Origin of the sequence: Staphylococcus sp. EG-SA-14, from assembly GCF_017151935.1 — a bacterium.
Lineage (GTDB): Bacteria > Bacillota > Bacilli > Staphylococcales > Staphylococcaceae > Staphylococcus > Staphylococcus aureus.
Genome location: NZ_JACVZM010000003.1, coordinates 85532 through 100961, shown reverse-complemented (window position 1 = coordinate 100961; position 15430 = coordinate 85532). Strand labels below are relative to the sequence as shown.

Annotated in this window: 20 protein-coding genes; 1 reads left to right on the top strand and 19 read right to left on the bottom strand. The window is 32.1% G+C overall.

Annotated elements, in window-relative coordinates; translation table 11 throughout:
- Position 1: 1 nt before the first annotated feature.
- The 11 genes from IDG63_RS03960 to mtnN form a co-directional block, all read right to left on the bottom strand.
- Positions 2-463: a ComE operon protein 2 gene (locus tag IDG63_RS03960; RefSeq protein WP_000439693.1), complete on the bottom strand. Its 462-nt coding sequence runs from the start codon at positions 461-463 to the stop codon at positions 2-4.
- 91 nt (positions 464-554) lie between these two features.
- Entirely contained in the window at positions 555-1241 is a 687-nt protein-coding gene (locus tag IDG63_RS03955) for a ComEA family DNA-binding protein (RefSeq protein WP_001788928.1), read from the bottom strand.
- A gap of 39 nt (positions 1242-1280) precedes the next feature.
- Entirely contained in the window at positions 1281-1997 is a 717-nt protein-coding gene (locus tag IDG63_RS03950; RefSeq protein ID WP_000084829.1) for a class I SAM-dependent DNA methyltransferase, read from the bottom strand.
- A 2-nt stretch (positions 1998-1999) separates the two neighbouring features.
- A complete protein-coding gene (gene rsfS / locus IDG63_RS03945; protein ID WP_001088020.1) occupies positions 2000-2353 on the bottom strand; it encodes a ribosome silencing factor in 354 nt (117 codons plus the stop codon).
- Positions 2354-2938, bottom strand: a complete 585-nt coding sequence (gene yqeK / locus IDG63_RS03940; RefSeq protein WP_001019326.1) for a bis(5'-nucleosyl)-tetraphosphatase (symmetrical) YqeK — start codon at positions 2936-2938, stop codon at positions 2354-2356.
- Positions 2928-3497: a nicotinate (nicotinamide) nucleotide adenylyltransferase gene (gene nadD, locus IDG63_RS03935; protein ID WP_000725162.1), complete on the bottom strand. Its 570-nt coding sequence runs from the start codon at positions 3495-3497 to the stop codon at positions 2928-2930. The genes yqeK and nadD overlap by 11 nt, the downstream gene beginning before the upstream one ends.
- Before the next feature lie 2 nt (positions 3498-3499).
- Positions 3500-3790, bottom strand: a complete 291-nt coding sequence (gene yhbY / locus IDG63_RS03930; protein WP_000955231.1) for a ribosome assembly RNA-binding protein YhbY — start codon at positions 3788-3790, stop codon at positions 3500-3502.
- 3 nt (positions 3791-3793) lie between these two features.
- Positions 3794-4600 (bottom strand): shikimate dehydrogenase, encoded by an 807-nt coding sequence (gene aroE / locus IDG63_RS03925; protein WP_000666744.1) that lies wholly within the window; start codon positions 4598-4600, stop codon positions 3794-3796.
- A gap of 13 nt (positions 4601-4613) precedes the next feature.
- Positions 4614-5714 carry a ribosome biogenesis GTPase YqeH gene (yqeH, locus tag IDG63_RS03920; protein ID WP_001280136.1) on the bottom strand — a complete coding sequence of 367 codons (1101 nt, stop codon included), beginning with the start codon at positions 5712-5714 and terminating at the stop codon, positions 4614-4616.
- Positions 5715-6242 carry a YqeG family HAD IIIA-type phosphatase gene (locus tag IDG63_RS03915; protein WP_000524902.1) on the bottom strand — a complete coding sequence of 176 codons (528 nt, stop codon included), beginning with the start codon at positions 6240-6242 and terminating at the stop codon, positions 5715-5717.
- A 19-nt stretch (positions 6243-6261) separates the two neighbouring features.
- Positions 6262-6948, bottom strand: a complete 687-nt coding sequence (mtnN, locus tag IDG63_RS03910) for a 5'-methylthioadenosine/S-adenosylhomocysteine nucleosidase (RefSeq protein WP_000579275.1) — start codon at positions 6946-6948, stop codon at positions 6262-6264.
- A 313-nt stretch (positions 6949-7261) separates the two neighbouring features.
- Between mtnN and IDG63_RS03905 the strand changes: the two genes are divergently transcribed.
- A complete protein-coding gene (locus IDG63_RS03905) occupies positions 7262-7531 on the top strand; it encodes a hypothetical protein (RefSeq protein ID WP_000829750.1) in 270 nt (89 codons plus the stop codon).
- Positions 7532-7732: 201 nt separating this feature from the next.
- Here the strand turns inward: IDG63_RS03905 and IDG63_RS03900 are convergent, their stop codons facing one another.
- From IDG63_RS03900 to greA, 8 genes are all read right to left on the bottom strand, one after another.
- Complete coding sequence (locus IDG63_RS03900; RefSeq protein WP_029642895.1) at positions 7733-8497, bottom strand: exotoxin; 765 nt, start codon at positions 8495-8497, stop codon at positions 7733-7735.
- 565 nt (positions 8498-9062) lie between these two features.
- Positions 9063-10292, bottom strand: a complete 1230-nt coding sequence (locus tag IDG63_RS03895; RefSeq protein WP_000533245.1) for an NRAMP family divalent metal transporter — start codon at positions 10290-10292, stop codon at positions 9063-9065.
- Positions 10293-10304: 12 nt separating this feature from the next.
- Positions 10305-11057 carry a 5-oxoprolinase subunit PxpA gene (gene pxpA, locus IDG63_RS03890; RefSeq protein ID WP_001261796.1) on the bottom strand — a complete coding sequence of 251 codons (753 nt, stop codon included), beginning with the start codon at positions 11055-11057 and terminating at the stop codon, positions 10305-10307.
- Positions 11057-12418 (bottom strand): acetyl-CoA carboxylase biotin carboxylase subunit, encoded by a 1362-nt coding sequence (locus tag IDG63_RS03885; protein ID WP_000942744.1) that lies wholly within the window; start codon positions 12416-12418, stop codon positions 11057-11059. Before IDG63_RS03885 ends, pxpA begins: the two co-directional genes overlap by 1 nt.
- Positions 12419-12431: 13 nt before the next feature.
- Positions 12432-12881 (bottom strand): acetyl-CoA carboxylase biotin carboxyl carrier protein, encoded by a 450-nt coding sequence (locus tag IDG63_RS03880; RefSeq protein ID WP_001019346.1) that lies wholly within the window; start codon positions 12879-12881, stop codon positions 12432-12434.
- Between the two features lies 1 nt (position 12882).
- Complete coding sequence (locus IDG63_RS03875; RefSeq protein ID WP_000023322.1) at positions 12883-13893, bottom strand: 5-oxoprolinase subunit C family protein; 1011 nt, start codon at positions 13891-13893, stop codon at positions 12883-12885.
- Positions 13883-14617 (bottom strand): 5-oxoprolinase subunit PxpB, encoded by a 735-nt coding sequence (gene pxpB / locus IDG63_RS03870; RefSeq protein WP_000383179.1) that lies wholly within the window; start codon positions 14615-14617, stop codon positions 13883-13885. The genes IDG63_RS03875 and pxpB overlap by 11 nt, the downstream gene beginning before the upstream one ends.
- Before the next feature lie 325 nt (positions 14618-14942).
- Positions 14943-15419 carry a transcription elongation factor GreA gene (gene greA / locus IDG63_RS03865; protein WP_000431312.1) on the bottom strand — a complete coding sequence of 159 codons (477 nt, stop codon included), beginning with the start codon at positions 15417-15419 and terminating at the stop codon, positions 14943-14945.
- Positions 15420-15430: the final 11 nt, after the last annotated feature.

Genomic DNA, 15430 nt, shown 5'->3' with positions numbered 1-15430 from the left:
ATTAACCTTTAGTCAGATATTTAGCAACATATTCTGGTGAAAATGGAATTTTTTTAAATTCAATACCAGATTGTTTGAGTAATTTAGTTGCATATTCATGGTTATGATAATCTTCTGCATAGTAGATACGCTTTATACCTGCTTGAATAATTGACTTTGTACAATTTAGGCATGGAAAATGAGTAACATAGATTGTTGCACCTTCAGTAGATACACCTTGTTTTGCACATTGTAATAAAGCATTCATTTCTGCATGTATCGTTCTGATACAATGTCCATCTTCAATTAAACATCCTTCATCTATACAATGCACCTCGCCAGCTACAGAGCCATTATACCCACCAGCAATAATACGATTATCCTTAACAATCGTTGCACCTACAGATAATCTTTGACAAGTTGAACGTAATGCTAGCAAATGACTTTGTGCCATAAAATATTCTTCCCATTTGATTCTTTCCAAGATGTTCACCTTCCATACTTAAAATTTAGTAACATTTTCTAATAATATAAGATTAATCACAAAAAATAAAATTTGCAATTAAAATAATCCATTATGTCGTGAAATAAGATTTCAGTTTATCAAAAGTTTTACTTCCAAAACCTTTTACTTTTTTCAAATCGTCAATTTCTTGAAATGCACCTTGTTGGTTGCGATATTCAACAATTGCATTAGCTTTAGCTTGCCCTACTCCAGGAACAGACATCAATTCTGATACAGATGCCGTATTTAAATTTACTTTAGTATTATTTGTGTTCCCATTTTTTACGTGCACACTGTTTACTTCAATTTGTGGTTCAACATTCTTTTGTCCTTTATGAGGTATGAAAATCATTTTTTGATCTGTTAATTTTTCAGACAAATTAATTCGACTTACATCTGCATCATCCAATAATTGTGCTTTATCAAGTAAATCAACTACTCTATCCTTAGATGTCATTTTATAAACATTAGGATGTTTAACAGCACCTTTTACATCGACATATACAGGACCTTTATTTTTGGAATTATCTCCATCTTTGACCTGGACATCTTCTAATTTGGACAAACTATTATTTTCACTAGTGCTTTGTTTCAGAGCAGTATCTTTATTTTCAAAATTTCTTGAAGTATAATCATCTTGTCTCCAGAATATAAAACCAATTAATACCATAATTAAAACAACAGCACTTATAATATATAACTTCCACTGAGTTAAAAAATCTTTATAGCGTAATAAAAATTGATACAATAAAACCACTCCTCAACTTTATACACGTCTGAGCGAGTGGTTTTACTTTTATTTTTTCGCAATGAAAAACAATCTTTCTGCATCTTCATTATGTTCATCTATATTAAAATCAGTAAATGTTTCAACATGTTTAAAACCAACTTGAGCTAACCAAGACAAATATGTCTTTTCATCAAATGTTCTCTGAAAATGAGACTCATCAAATCTTGAATATGTTTCATCTTCATGTCGAATGAAAAATGTCATATCATGATAAACACTTAAAGGTAAATCTCCTTGCACAGCATCCCATGCTAAAAAAATGTCCCCTTTATCATCAATATAACTTTGATTATTAAACAAAGTCATCATTTTATAAACAGTATGTACATCAAAAATAAATACACCTGAATCAGTCAGATGATGATAAACATTGATGAATGTTTCAATCACTGCTGTTTCATCTTGCAAATAATTTAGAGAGTCACAAAAAATAGTGATGATATCAAATTGTTGTTGCAAATCAAAAGATGTCATATCTCCTTCAAGCCAATTTACATTTGCTGATTTTTGAGCTGCAACAGTCAACATATCAACACTTAAATCCATACCAGTAACATTACCTAAAGCTTCTAATTGAACTGTTAAACTACCAGTACCGCATCCAATATCTAAAATATTTGATTCATCTTTGCAGTGATTTTTTACAATTTCAAACCATTTTTCATATGGTTGATCTTGAGTCAATTGATCGTACACTAGGCTCATTTCTGCATATTGCGACATAATTAATACGCAACCTGACCATATGATTCTAATGGTGCATCTTGATATAACTTTTCAATATTATAATAATTTCTTTCGTCTTTATGGAAAACATGTACCACAACATCAGCTAAGTCAATTAATATCCAACGCGCTTCATTGTATCCTTCCATACGTTTTACTTCTATATTTTGTTCATTGGCTACTTCTTTCACCGCTCTAGCAATCGCTTGAACTTGTCGTTCATTATTTCCGTGCGTTACAACAAAATAATCTGTCATATCGCTGATACCTTTCATTTCTAAAGAAATCGTATCTTCGCCTTTTTTATTGTCAATTGCATCCACAGCAATTGCTAATAATTCTTGTGAATTCATTTAATCATCCTTTATTCTTTCGTCACTATAGTTATAATAATTTAAACAGTCAATCGTCTTATTATATACCGTAATATCTTTCTGTATTAAAAATAGTACTGTGCGTTTAGAAATTTCATAAATTGTCTTATCTAAACTACCTTGATTGTATGCCATATCTCGAATATCATCAACTCCTGGGATTGTTCTTCCAGGTTCGATGTAATCTGCAATAAAAATCAGTTTTTCAGTTTTTGTCATTTGTTGACGTCCAGTAGTATGGTATTTGATAGCCATTAATACTTCCTCATCATTGATACCATATTCATGTTCCATGATTGCTGCACACACAGGGCCATGCAATATTTCACTACCATAACTCAGTAGATCATTACCTAATTCGTATTGTCGAACAATTTGATACATTTTACCTAAATCATCATATTTACAGAAATCATGTAATACACCTGCTAATTCTACTTTACTAGTGTCTCCATCATAAATTTCTGCCAATTTAATAGCTGTTTCTGAAACTCTTAAAGAATGATTATAACGTTTCTCTGGCAGTTTCTCTTTTGCAAGCCGTTTTGCTTTTTCAATGTTCATATAATCCTTCCCCCTTAATATAGTTTTCAACGGATTTAGGAACAAGAACTTGGATAGATTTCCCTTCACTAACTCTTTGTCGAATCATTGTCGAACTTATATCTACCCTAGGTATCTGAATTGCTATCATAGCATTTTCAACATTTTGACTATTTTTGTCTCGATTTACAACTACAAAAGTAACCATTTCTTTTAAGTATTCAATTTGATACCATTTCTCTAGTTGGTTATACTGATCCGTCCCAATAACAAAGTACAACTCACTGTCTTTGTGTTGCTCCTTGAATGCCTTGATCGTGTCATAGGTATAACTCTGACCACCACGTTTAATTTCATCGTCGCAAATATCTCCAAAACCAAGCTCGTCGATAATCATCTGTATCATTGTTAATCTGTGCTGAACGTCTATAAAATCATGGTGCTTTTTCAATGGAGACATAAAACTAGGTAAGAAATAAAATTCATCTGGCTGTAATTCATGAAATACTTCGCTAGCTACTATCATATGTGCAGTATGGATAGGGTTAAACTGACCGCCGTAAAGTACTATCTTTTTCATTATTATGGCAATTCAATTTCTTTATTATCTTTAGATTCTCTATAAATCACTATCATAGATCCAATCACTTGCACTAATTCACTATGCGTAGCTTCGCTTAATGTTTCAGCTAATTCTTTTTTATCATCAAAGTTATTTTGTAGTACATGTACTTTAATCAATTCTCTGTTTTCTAACGTATCATCTATTTGTTTAATCATATTTTCGTTGATACCGCCTTTTCCAATTTGAAAAATCGGATCAATATTGTGTGCTAAACTTCTTAAGTATCTTTTTTGTTTGCCAGTAAGCATATGTTATTCTCCTTTTAATTGTTGTAAAACTGCTGTTTTCATAGAATTCATATCAGCATCTTTATTAGTCCAAATTTTAAAGCTTTCCGCACCTTGGTAAACAAACATATCTAAGCCATTATAAATATGGTTTCCCTTGCGCTCTGCTTCCTCTAAAATAGGTGTTTTATACGGTATATAAACAATATCACTCATTAAAGTATTGGGAGAAAGATGTTTTAAATTAATAATACTTTCGTTATTTCCAGCCATACCCGCTGGTGTTGTATTAATAACGATATCGAATTCAGCTAAATACTTTTCAGCATCTGCTAATGAAATTTGGTTTATATTTAAATTCCAAGATTCAAAACGAGCCATCGTTCTATTCGCAACAGTTAATTTGGGCTTTACAAATTTTGCTAATTCATAAGCAATGCCTTTACTTGCACCACCTGCGCCCAAAATTAAAATGTATGCATTTTCTAAATCTGGATAAACGCTGTGCAATCCTTTAACATAACCAATACCATCTGTATTATACCCTATCCACTTGCCATCTTTTATCAAAACAGTGTTAACTGCACCTGCATTAATCGCTTGTTCATCAACATGATCTAAATACGATATGATACGTTCTTTATGAGGAATTGTGATATTAAAGCCATCTAATTCTTTTTTTGAAATAATTTCTTTAATTAAATGAAAATCTTCAATTGGAATATTTAAAGCTTCATAAGTATCAGCTAATCCTAAAGAATTAAAATTTGCTCTATGCATAACGGGCGACAAGGAATGTGAAATAGGATTTCCGATAACTGCAAATTTCATTTTTTAAATCACCTTATAAAATAGAATTTCTTAATACAACATCAACATTTTTAGGAACACGAACGATTACTTTAGCTCCTGGTCCTATAGTTATAAAGCCTAGACCAGAGATCATAACATCGCGTTTCTCTTTGCCTGTTTCAAGTCTAACAGCCTTTATCTCATTAAGATCAAAATTTTGTGGATTTCCAGGTGGCGTTAATAAATCGCCAAGTTGATTACGCCATAAATCATTAGCCTTCTCCGTTTTAGTACGATGTATATTCAAGTCATTAGAAAAGAAACAAACTAACGGACGTTTACCACCTGATACATAATCTATGCGCGCTAGACCGCCGAAGAATAATGTTTGCGCCTCATTTAATTGATATACGCGTTGTTTTATTTCTTTCTTAGGCATAATAATTTTCAATTCTTTTTCACTAACTAAATGCGTCATTTGATGATCTTGAATAATACCTGGTGTATCATACATAAATGATGATTCATCTAAAGGAATATCTATCATATCTAAAGTTGTTCCAGGGAATCTTGAAGTTGTTACTACATCTTTTTCACCAACACTAGCTTCAATCAGTTTATTAATCAATGTAGATTTCCCAACATTCGTTGTCCCTACAATATACACATCTTCATTATCTCGAATATTCGCAATTGATGATAATAAGTCGTCTATGCCCCAGCCTTTTTCAGCTGAAATTAATACGACATCGTCAGCTTCCAAACCATATTTTCTTGCTGTTCGTTTTAACCATTCTTTAACTCGACGTTTATTAATTTGTTTCGGCAATAAATCCAATTTATTTGCTGCTAAAATGATTTTTTTGTTTCCGACAATACGTTTAACTGCATTAATAAATGATCCTTCAAAGTCAAATACATCCACGACATTGACGACAATACCCTTTTTATCCGCAAGTCCTGATAATAATTTTAAAAAGTCTTCACTTTCTAATCCTACATCTTGAACTTCGTTATAATTTTTCAAGCGGAAACAACGTCTGCAAATCACGTCATCACGAAACATATTATGCTCTGGTACAAAACCAGGTTTATTTTTATCTTCAGATTGAAGTGGTGCACCACAACCGATACATTTTAAAATGTCAGACAATCAATTTTCCTCCCATGTGATATAACCTTTTTTACTGAAATGACGTAATAATCGTCTTTCAATTAATCTATTAAACTTAGTAATAAAGCCATCAGTTCGTTTAACTGGAACAACCATAATTGTATATAGACCTCGACGATTACCACCAAATACATCAGTAAGCATTTGGTCACCTATAACAACAGTTTGATCTGGTCTGATATTCATCTTAGTTATTGCTTTATCAAACGCTTTCCCCATTGGCTTTCTCGCTTTAAAAATAAAATCGATGTCTAAATGCTGACTAAAACTAGCAACACGAGACTCATTATTATTAGACACGATTGTAATAGTGATTCCTTTTTCATTAGCTTCCTTAAACCATGCTTTAACACGTTCTGTAGGTTCTTTAACATCCCAACCTACTAGCGTATTATCTAAATCTGTAATAATACCTTTAACGCCTTTGTCCACTAACTTGTCTAAATCAATTTGAAATATTGATTGAACATATGAATTCGGCATAAAAAACTTGCGAACTAAACCCATTTAACTCACCTTTACCTTTTTATAATTGAGACACTAATGCTTCAACAGTTTGACTTGATGATACAGCTGCTTTTTCTAAAAATGCTTCGAAGCTCATTTCCGCTTCTCCATTTGCTAAGTCTGAAACTGCACGAACTACAACAAATGGTACATTAAATTGATAACATGTTTGTGCAATTGCAGTTGCTTCCATTTCAACCGCCATCGCATTTGGAAATGCTTTTTTAATTTTTTGACGTTGTTCAACACTACCGATAAAGCTATCACCACTTACAATTAAGCCTACTTTAGCTGTTAATTGTTGTTGTTGTACAACTTGAGATACTTTTTCTATTAAAGGTTTACTTGATTGAAATGCTACCGGCATCTGTGGTATTTGTCCATATTCATAACCAAATGCTGTTGCATCCGCATCATGATATTTTACATCATCACTTATAAGAACGTCACCTACATTTAAACTTTCATCTAAAGCTCCAGCAGAACCTGTATTAATAATGACGTCCGGTTTAAACTTATTAATTAATAATGTCGTAGAAATTGCAGCATTAACTTTTCCAATGCCGCTTTGGGTAATCACTACTTCTCTATCTTTTAAAATGCCAGTATAAAATTTAACATGTGCAACTGAAATTTCGCTTAATTGTGTTAATTTATTTTTTAATATTGTTACTTCTTCTTCCATGGCACCAATTATACCAATCATCCTTTGATTCACCTCTTTTAAAAAATCCTAGCATTTGTTATTTTATCACATTTTAATCACTACAACGACAAGTATCATGATTTTCATTACTGTATAAAACTTTTGCTTTATTTTTATAAAAAGCTCTTTCAATAACTTGGTATCATAAATAATTATTTTTGAACTCATAACAGTGAATTCGATGCTTCTAATTTGTCTATTTTTCAAAAACTAATCATATCAATTACATCAACCAATCGTGTCAAGAAACTTTATTAAATAACAGGAAAATGATATGTTTAAAATAATAATGATGAAATAAGAGGATTTTACAATGGCTGAAAATAATCAAAATAGTCTCGTAACAAAGATAGCTACATACGGCAGTTTTATTGCAATTGCGTCGTTTGTCATTTTATTTATAAGTATATTTTTAAAGTTTTCATTTAATATCGAGTTTACAGCAACAATTATGAACATATGTCGCTACACTCTAATTCTAGGATTTATACTTATGTCCTTACCTGATGTTGTTGATAAAAACATCAAGAAAATTATATTCGATGCATTTATTATCATCGTCTTTATCTTCTTTTTACTATAGTAGTTTTATTTTGTAATTACACAGTTAATCATATTTGTTTCGTATCGAATTCCTGTGTGTATTAAAGATAATTCTAATAGAAAACAGCAGTAAGACTTTTCTAAGTGTTATCATCCTTACTGCTGTTTTTATTTGTAACAGTATAATGACAGGTACTTTATATTTCACTGTCAAAGATTATTAATGATTAACTTAATTAAATTATGATTTGAATAAATAGATATCTAAATGCAATTTGTCACTATTGATAGTTTTATTATCAGCATACATTTTTAATATCTCATAACCATACTCACCATTTAAATTATAAAAATTATATTCTATATTTTGTTCATCATCATTATGATATTTAACATACCCTTTAACAATGTCGCCACCTTGTTCGTACAACTTATACTTCTCATTCAAATAATTTCTTAATTGAACATCTAATTCTTGAATGGTAACAATTTTCTTTTTCGTTTTTACTGCTGTTAATTCTATTTCTGCTTGATGTCCGTCAATCCATAAATTACAAGGTATATTCTTATAATCATCGTACTTATTATTGTCACTTAAAGTAACACCACCATAACTACATTGCGTTTTATTGGTTGCTCCCCCATGACATCCATATCCATAATTTCCAGCAAATATATCGATATCCTTATTTATAAATTTCTTTGAAAGTGCCTCATTTTCGAATTCAACTTTAAAATCTTTTTTCCAATCATCATTTACGAACATGTCATGAAATAACAAATCATGCTTCAACAGTCTATCGTTTGTGTTTTTATTTTCAAGCTGAGTTGGATTGATGAATGACATCTTAGCATTACTTAGACGCTTTGAATCAAACTTACTTTTATGATGTAAGTCTGAATATTCGATTGCACTTGCTGAATTTGTCAAAATTTCTTCTAACAATAATATTAAAATAAATCCTGTTAAATATTTAACTTCAAACTCCCCAAAACAATTATTAATTTACATTTGAGAGCGAGACATAAATGATAAACAGGCTGGGAAATAAATCAATGTTCTATGCTCTACGAAGTTATATTGGCAGTAGTTGACTGAACGAAAATGCGCTTGTAACAAGCTTTTTTCAATTCTAGTCAACCTTGCCGGGGTGGGACGACGAAATAAATTTTGCGAAAATATCATTTCTGTCCCACTCCCTTGAGCCTACAATTTTGATTATGTATCACGTTCATAATACTTTTCAATTTGAAATACCCTGTTCGTAATTATTAGTTGAGTTATATCAACCAATACAGTGTAAACATAAAAATTCCAAACCGTTTAACAGTATATCAGAAAAAATGATAATCATTTCTTTTATTTTTATTAAATTTCATAATGATTCATATAATATTCGCATTAAAACATCACAATACTGATACACAACAAAAAGAGCAGTACATTTGTCATGCACCACTCTCCCTTAAAATATATCTAATTATGCTTTATAAATGAATCACCGGAAATCAAAATACATCTTGCCTAATACTAACAACATTTACAGTGATGCTATTAGTCGAAATGTCTTTTAAAATAACTGAAGTACTTCTTTGAATGAGAATATACCTGTCAATATTGTAACAAGTACTGCAACGATACCAAAGATGAACATCCAATTTGGGTGTTTATAATCACCAACAATTGATTTCTTTTTACTTGCAATCAAAATTGCACCTAACGTAATAGGTAAAATCCATCCATTTATCGCGCCTGCTATAATTAAAAGGCTGATTGGTTTTCCAATAAATAAGAAAATCATTGTTGAAATAACGATAAACACAATCACAATTAAATTACTTCTTTCGTTAAATGATTTATGAAGTGTTTTTAAAAATGTTGCGCTTGTGTATGCTGAGCCAATTACTGATGACATAGCTGCAGCAAATAACACAATACCAAAAATATTCTTTCCAATTGGTCCAATTGCGTGTTCAAAAACTGACGCTGGTGGATTTTCAGAACTTAATGTCACACCTGTTACAACAACTCCTAATACCGCTAGGAATAGTAACGTTCTCATAATACCTGTAGTTAAAATACCAGCAATTGCTGATTGATTTACAAATGGTAAATATTGCTTACCTTTAATGCCAGAGTCTAATATACGATGTGCACCTGCAAAGGTAATATAACCACCTACAGTTCCACCAACTAACGTAATGATTGGCAAGACTAATTTCATTGGATGTTCTGGCGCAAATGTATGCACAAAAGCATCACCATAAGGTGGATTAGAAACAAACATCACATATGCCACAACTAAAATCATCACAATACCAAGAATCATTGAAACAACGTCCATAATTTTTTGGCCACTTTTACTTACAAAGATTAATATTGCAAAGATTGCAGTAATAGCTGCGCCCCATTTTACATCTAATACAAAAATTGCATTTAAACCTAAACCGGCACCAGCAATATTACCAATATTAAAAGCTAGACCACCAAATGCAATCAATATTGAGATAACAGTACCAAGCCCAGGAACAACTTTATTTGATATTTCTTGACCTCTTAAACCAGTTACAACTAATATGCGCCATATATTAATTTGTGCACCAATGTCAATGATGATAGACAGTAATATGGCAAATGCGAAACTTGCAAAAAATTGTGATGTAAATACTGCTGTTTGCGTTAAAAATGCTGGCCCAATTGCAGAAGTTGCCATCAAAAATACAGAACCTAATAATAACCTTTTATGATTTTTTGTGAATTCAAAGTCACTTTCTTTTTTAAGCTTTAAATTTCTCCCCATTTTTTTAGCCCCCTATAAGGATTGAATATCAATGCCTTCTTTCATTAAAATTTCTCTAATTTTCGAAACAAATAATAATGCATGTTCTCCATCACCATGCACACAAATTGTATCTGCTTGTAACGTTACTTCCTTATTGTTTTTTGAAATAACTTTATTTTCCTTCACCATCTTTAAAACCTGCTTAAGTGCTTCGTCAGTATCAGTAATCACAGCATCACTTTCTTTTCTACTAACGAGCTGCCCATCATCTTCGTATCGTCTATCAGCAAACACTTCAGAAGCTGTAATTAATCCGACATTCATTGCTTCTGAAATTAGATATGAATTTGCTAATCCTACTAACACTAGTGATGGATCAAAGTCATAAACAGCTTGTGCTATAACGTTTGCTATTTCTCTGTCTTTTGCACCCATCTGATACAATGCACCATGCGGTTTAACATGATTAATTTTAACTTGATGAATGCGACAAAACCCTTGTAATGCACCTAATTGATAAATCATCAAATTATAAATCTCGTCGTTAGAGATATCTATATTTCGTCTGCCAAAGCCTTTCAAATCAGGTAAACCAGGATGTGCACCTACTGCAACATTATGTGCTTTGGCAAGTTTTACCGTTTCATTCATTACATTTTCATCACCAGCGTGAAAACCACAAGCAACATTCGCACTTGTAATTAACGGAATAATTTGATGATCACCACCAAAGGAATAATTTCCAAATGCTTCGCCTAAATCACAATTCAAATCAACTCGCATTATAATTCCACCCCTTTAACAATTTGATGTTTTTCTAAAAATTTAATATCAACATCTTTTGCATCTCCATCACGATATAGTGGATAATTTAAAACTGCATATAAAAAATCGGCAGTTGTAGAAAATCCATCTATCACCATTTCATCTAAGGTGACTTTCAACTTATCAATTGCTGAAGCTCTATCATGAGATTTTACAATTACTTTAGCTACTAAAGAATCATAATATGGTGAAACTTGATAACCGTGATATAGTAAAGAATCGACTCGCACATTAAAGCCTTGAGGTAAATGTAACGCTGTCACTTTACCTGGTGTTGGTTGAAATTTCTTTTCAGGATTTTCGGCATTTATTCTCGCTTCTATCACATGACCATTAAATTGAATATCGCTTTGTGAAAAAGGTAAATGATTATGTTCCAATAAATACAATTGTGCTGCAACCAAATCACGTTCTGCTCGCATCTCTGTAACAGTATGTTCAACTTGTATTCGAGCATTCATTTCAATAAAGTAATGTGCGGTATCAGTTACTAAAAATTCAATCGTACCTGCACTTCTATAATTTGCTGCACGTGCAACTTTAACAGCATCGTTACATATTTGTTGTCGTCTTTCTTCAGTTAATGCTGCACAAGGAGATTCTTCGATTAATTTTTGATTTTTACGTTGTACAGAACAATCACGTTCCCCTAAATGTACATAATTATCCTGCCCATCTCCCATAACTTGAACTTCAACATGTTTTGCAACTGGTATAAAAGCCTCAACATAAACACGATCATCATCAAAGTATTTTTTTCCTTCACTTTTAGCTTCTTTAAATGCCTTTTCTAAATCTTCAGCTTTCTTTACAATACGTATACCTTTACCACCACCGCCACTGGCAGCTTTGATAACAACTGGATAACCGATGTCTTTGGCAAGATTCTCAATTTCAGACACATGATTCACAGCACCATTTGATCCTGGAATCACAGGAACACCTGCATGATGAACTGTTTGTCTTGCTGTTATTTTATCCCCCATCATTTCCATCGTTTTTTTAGTAGGCCCTATAAACGCTATGCCTTGTTCCTCAACGGTTTGAGCAAATTTTGTTGATTCTGATAAAAAGCCATATCCTGGGTGAATTGCATTAGCACCAGTGATTTGTGCAGCAGATATGATGCGGTCAATATTTAAATAACTATCTAAAGCATTAGCTTCCCCAATACATATAGCTTGATCTGCTAAATGTACATGCAAGCTTTGCTCGTCCCCTTTTGCATAAACTGCTACAGTTTCAATCCCATATTCTCTGCAAGCTCTTATAATCCTTACAGCAATTTCACCTCTGTTCGCAATTAAACAACGAAGCATTTACTTACCCCCTTTACTTAATACGTACCAAAACTTGGTCGTATTCAACATTTGTGCCATGATCAGCTACTATTTCAGTAATTTCTCCAGCAACATCTGTTGTTACCTCGTTTAACACTTTCATCGCTTCAACATATCCTATGATATCTCCCTTGTTAACTTTGTCACCGACATTCACAATTGGTTCAGTTAATTCTTTACTATCTTGTAAAAAGAATGTACCTACCATTGGTGATTTAATGTCATGATAATCATTTGTCGAAACATCGGAGTTATCATTCGCTTTTGAAGCTGTCAAATCATTATTGTTCATACTTCGATTTGATTGATTACTGTGTGCAGCCAAATGATTCGAGTCAGTGAAGTCAATTTCTATTTCATCTTCAAAATTTTTATATTTAAATTTCTTAACATCATTTTCCTTCACTAATTTGATTATTTGTTCGATTTTTTCAATATTCATTTTACAAATCCCCTTTTAAAATTGTTGCTAATTTTTTCGAAGTATGTCGCAAGCTAGATGTATCAAAAATTGGAGTCTTTTGATGACTCTTAAGAATTTCATTAAACAGAGACATTTGTTCCCGATTCTTATCTACAGCTTCTTGGAATGATATCCATTTAAATTGAATTGTATTTTGTGGTTTCATCTGTGCTAACTTTGGCAGATCAAATTTGCATACAGTTGCAATTTTGGTATAACCACCTATCGTTTGTTTATCATTAAGCAGAATAATAGGTTGACCATCATTTGGTACTTGAACACTACCAAGAGCAACCGGTTCAGAAATGATATCTGCTTGATTAATTGGTGCAACGCTGTCACCTTCCAAACGATAGCCCATACGGTCTGATTGTTCAGTAATTAAATATGGATGATTTACAATTTTCGCTCTAGCCTCTTCAGAAAATGCCTCGAATTGAGGTCCTTGAAGAATGTGTATAATATTATTTTCTGGCAATAAATCGTCCTGTAAATGAATAGTCTTTCCAATGTTTTCTTTAAAGTCATTATTTATTTTCACTGTTATTACATCATTAGCTAATAACTTTCTACCTTTGAATCCTCCTATACTGCTTCGGGTATGTGTTGCATAACTTTCAGCAATAGGAGGTACGTTGATAGAATGACCAAAAGTAAGATAACCGCGTGCACCTTTGGTTATAGCACCTATTTTTAAAATGTCACCTTTCTCAGCTAATATGACAGAATTCATTGATATAGTTTTATTATTTAGCAAGGCATTAACACTACCACCGGTTATAACAAATGTATTTTGCGTATTAAATTGAATGGTAGGACCGATCAAAGTATATTCAATCGCTGGACCATCATTGTTAATTAATGACTGCGCAAACTTAAAACTAAATTGATCCATGGCACCTGCGCCTGAAAATCCAATATGTTCATAACCTTTTCTTCCTAGATCTTGTACCGTTGAAAAGAGACCTGGTTGTAAAATCTTAATTGACATTTTCAATCACCACCCAGTCATCAACATTAAAGTTGCCATCTGATATATCCCTTTCGATTTGTATAAATTCTTGTTCATCTATTGCATAAAATTGTATCCATTCTCCTGCTTCGTACATTGACATTGGTTCACGCTCGCTGCTAAATACTTTTAACGGTGTGCGTCCAATAATTTGCCATCCGCCAGGAGAATCTGATGGATATAGTCCTGTTTGATTATTCGCAATACCTACAGAACCTGCATGAATTTTTAACCTTGGCTGATTACGTCTAGGTGTATGTAGTTGTTCATCAAGTCCGCCTAAGTATGGAAATCCTGGCATAAATCCTAGCATATATATTAAATAAGGTTTACTTGTATGTTTTTCAATAACTTGCTCAACAGTTATTCGATTATGCTTTGCTACTTCTTCAATATCTGGTCCATATGTACCACCATATTGAACAGGTATTTTAATAATACGATTGGTTTGATTCACAGCATGAACATTTTTTTCATTAAATTTGTTAAGTTCTAAATTTTCAATTAATTTAGAAGATGTTATAGCTTGTTCATCAAAATATATTAGAACTGCTCGATACGAAGGGACAATATCTTGAATTTCTAATATTTCTTTTTCTCGTATCCACCGTACCATTGCTGTGACATTACGATATGTCTCTTCGGATATTTTATTTTCAAAATAAATCATAATTGTCTGCTCGTTAATAAATCTTACATCCACTTTAAATCCCCCTTTGTATTGCAATAAACCAGTATTGAATACCTTTTCATTGTATCATTGAGAAGCACAAGTTGTTTAATAAGTAATTCAAATCGCATACAATAACAAATGATAATCAATTTGTTTTCTCGGAAATATTTTGCTTTTTTAAAATGGAGTAGTTAATATTGTAACTCTTACACTAATTTAGGTTCTGCTATCATTCGGTCTGATGGAAAATTTTTACTTTTCATCTGTCCGATTTTTTGATTTTGAATATAAAAAAGCACGACCGAAGTATCATTAACACACTTCAATCGCGCAATTAAACAATCTATTTGATCATTTATTGGATATTAACAATTTTTACGTTCATTTCGCCACCATTAGGTAGTGGAACACGAACTTCATCATCTAAACCTTTACCAATTAACGCTTTAGCCATTGGTGATTCATTTGAAATCTTACCATTAAATGCATCTGATTCAGCTGAACCAACGATTTGATAACTTTCCTCTTCATCACCTGGTAATTCTACAAACGTTACTGTTTTACCAATTTTAACAACGTTGTTATCTCCAGTATCTTCAATGATTAATGCATTTCTTAACATATGCTCAATTCTTTGAATATCTTGTTCGATGAATCCTTGTTCATCTTTTGCTGCATCATACTCAGAGTTCTCTGATAAGTCACCAAATGAACGTGCAACTTTAATTTTCTCTACAACTTCAGGACGCTTAACTGTTTTTAATTCTTCAAGTTCACGCTCTAATTTTTCAAAACCTTCTTGAGTCATTGGATATTGCTTTTGATTTTCCATATTGTCATCTT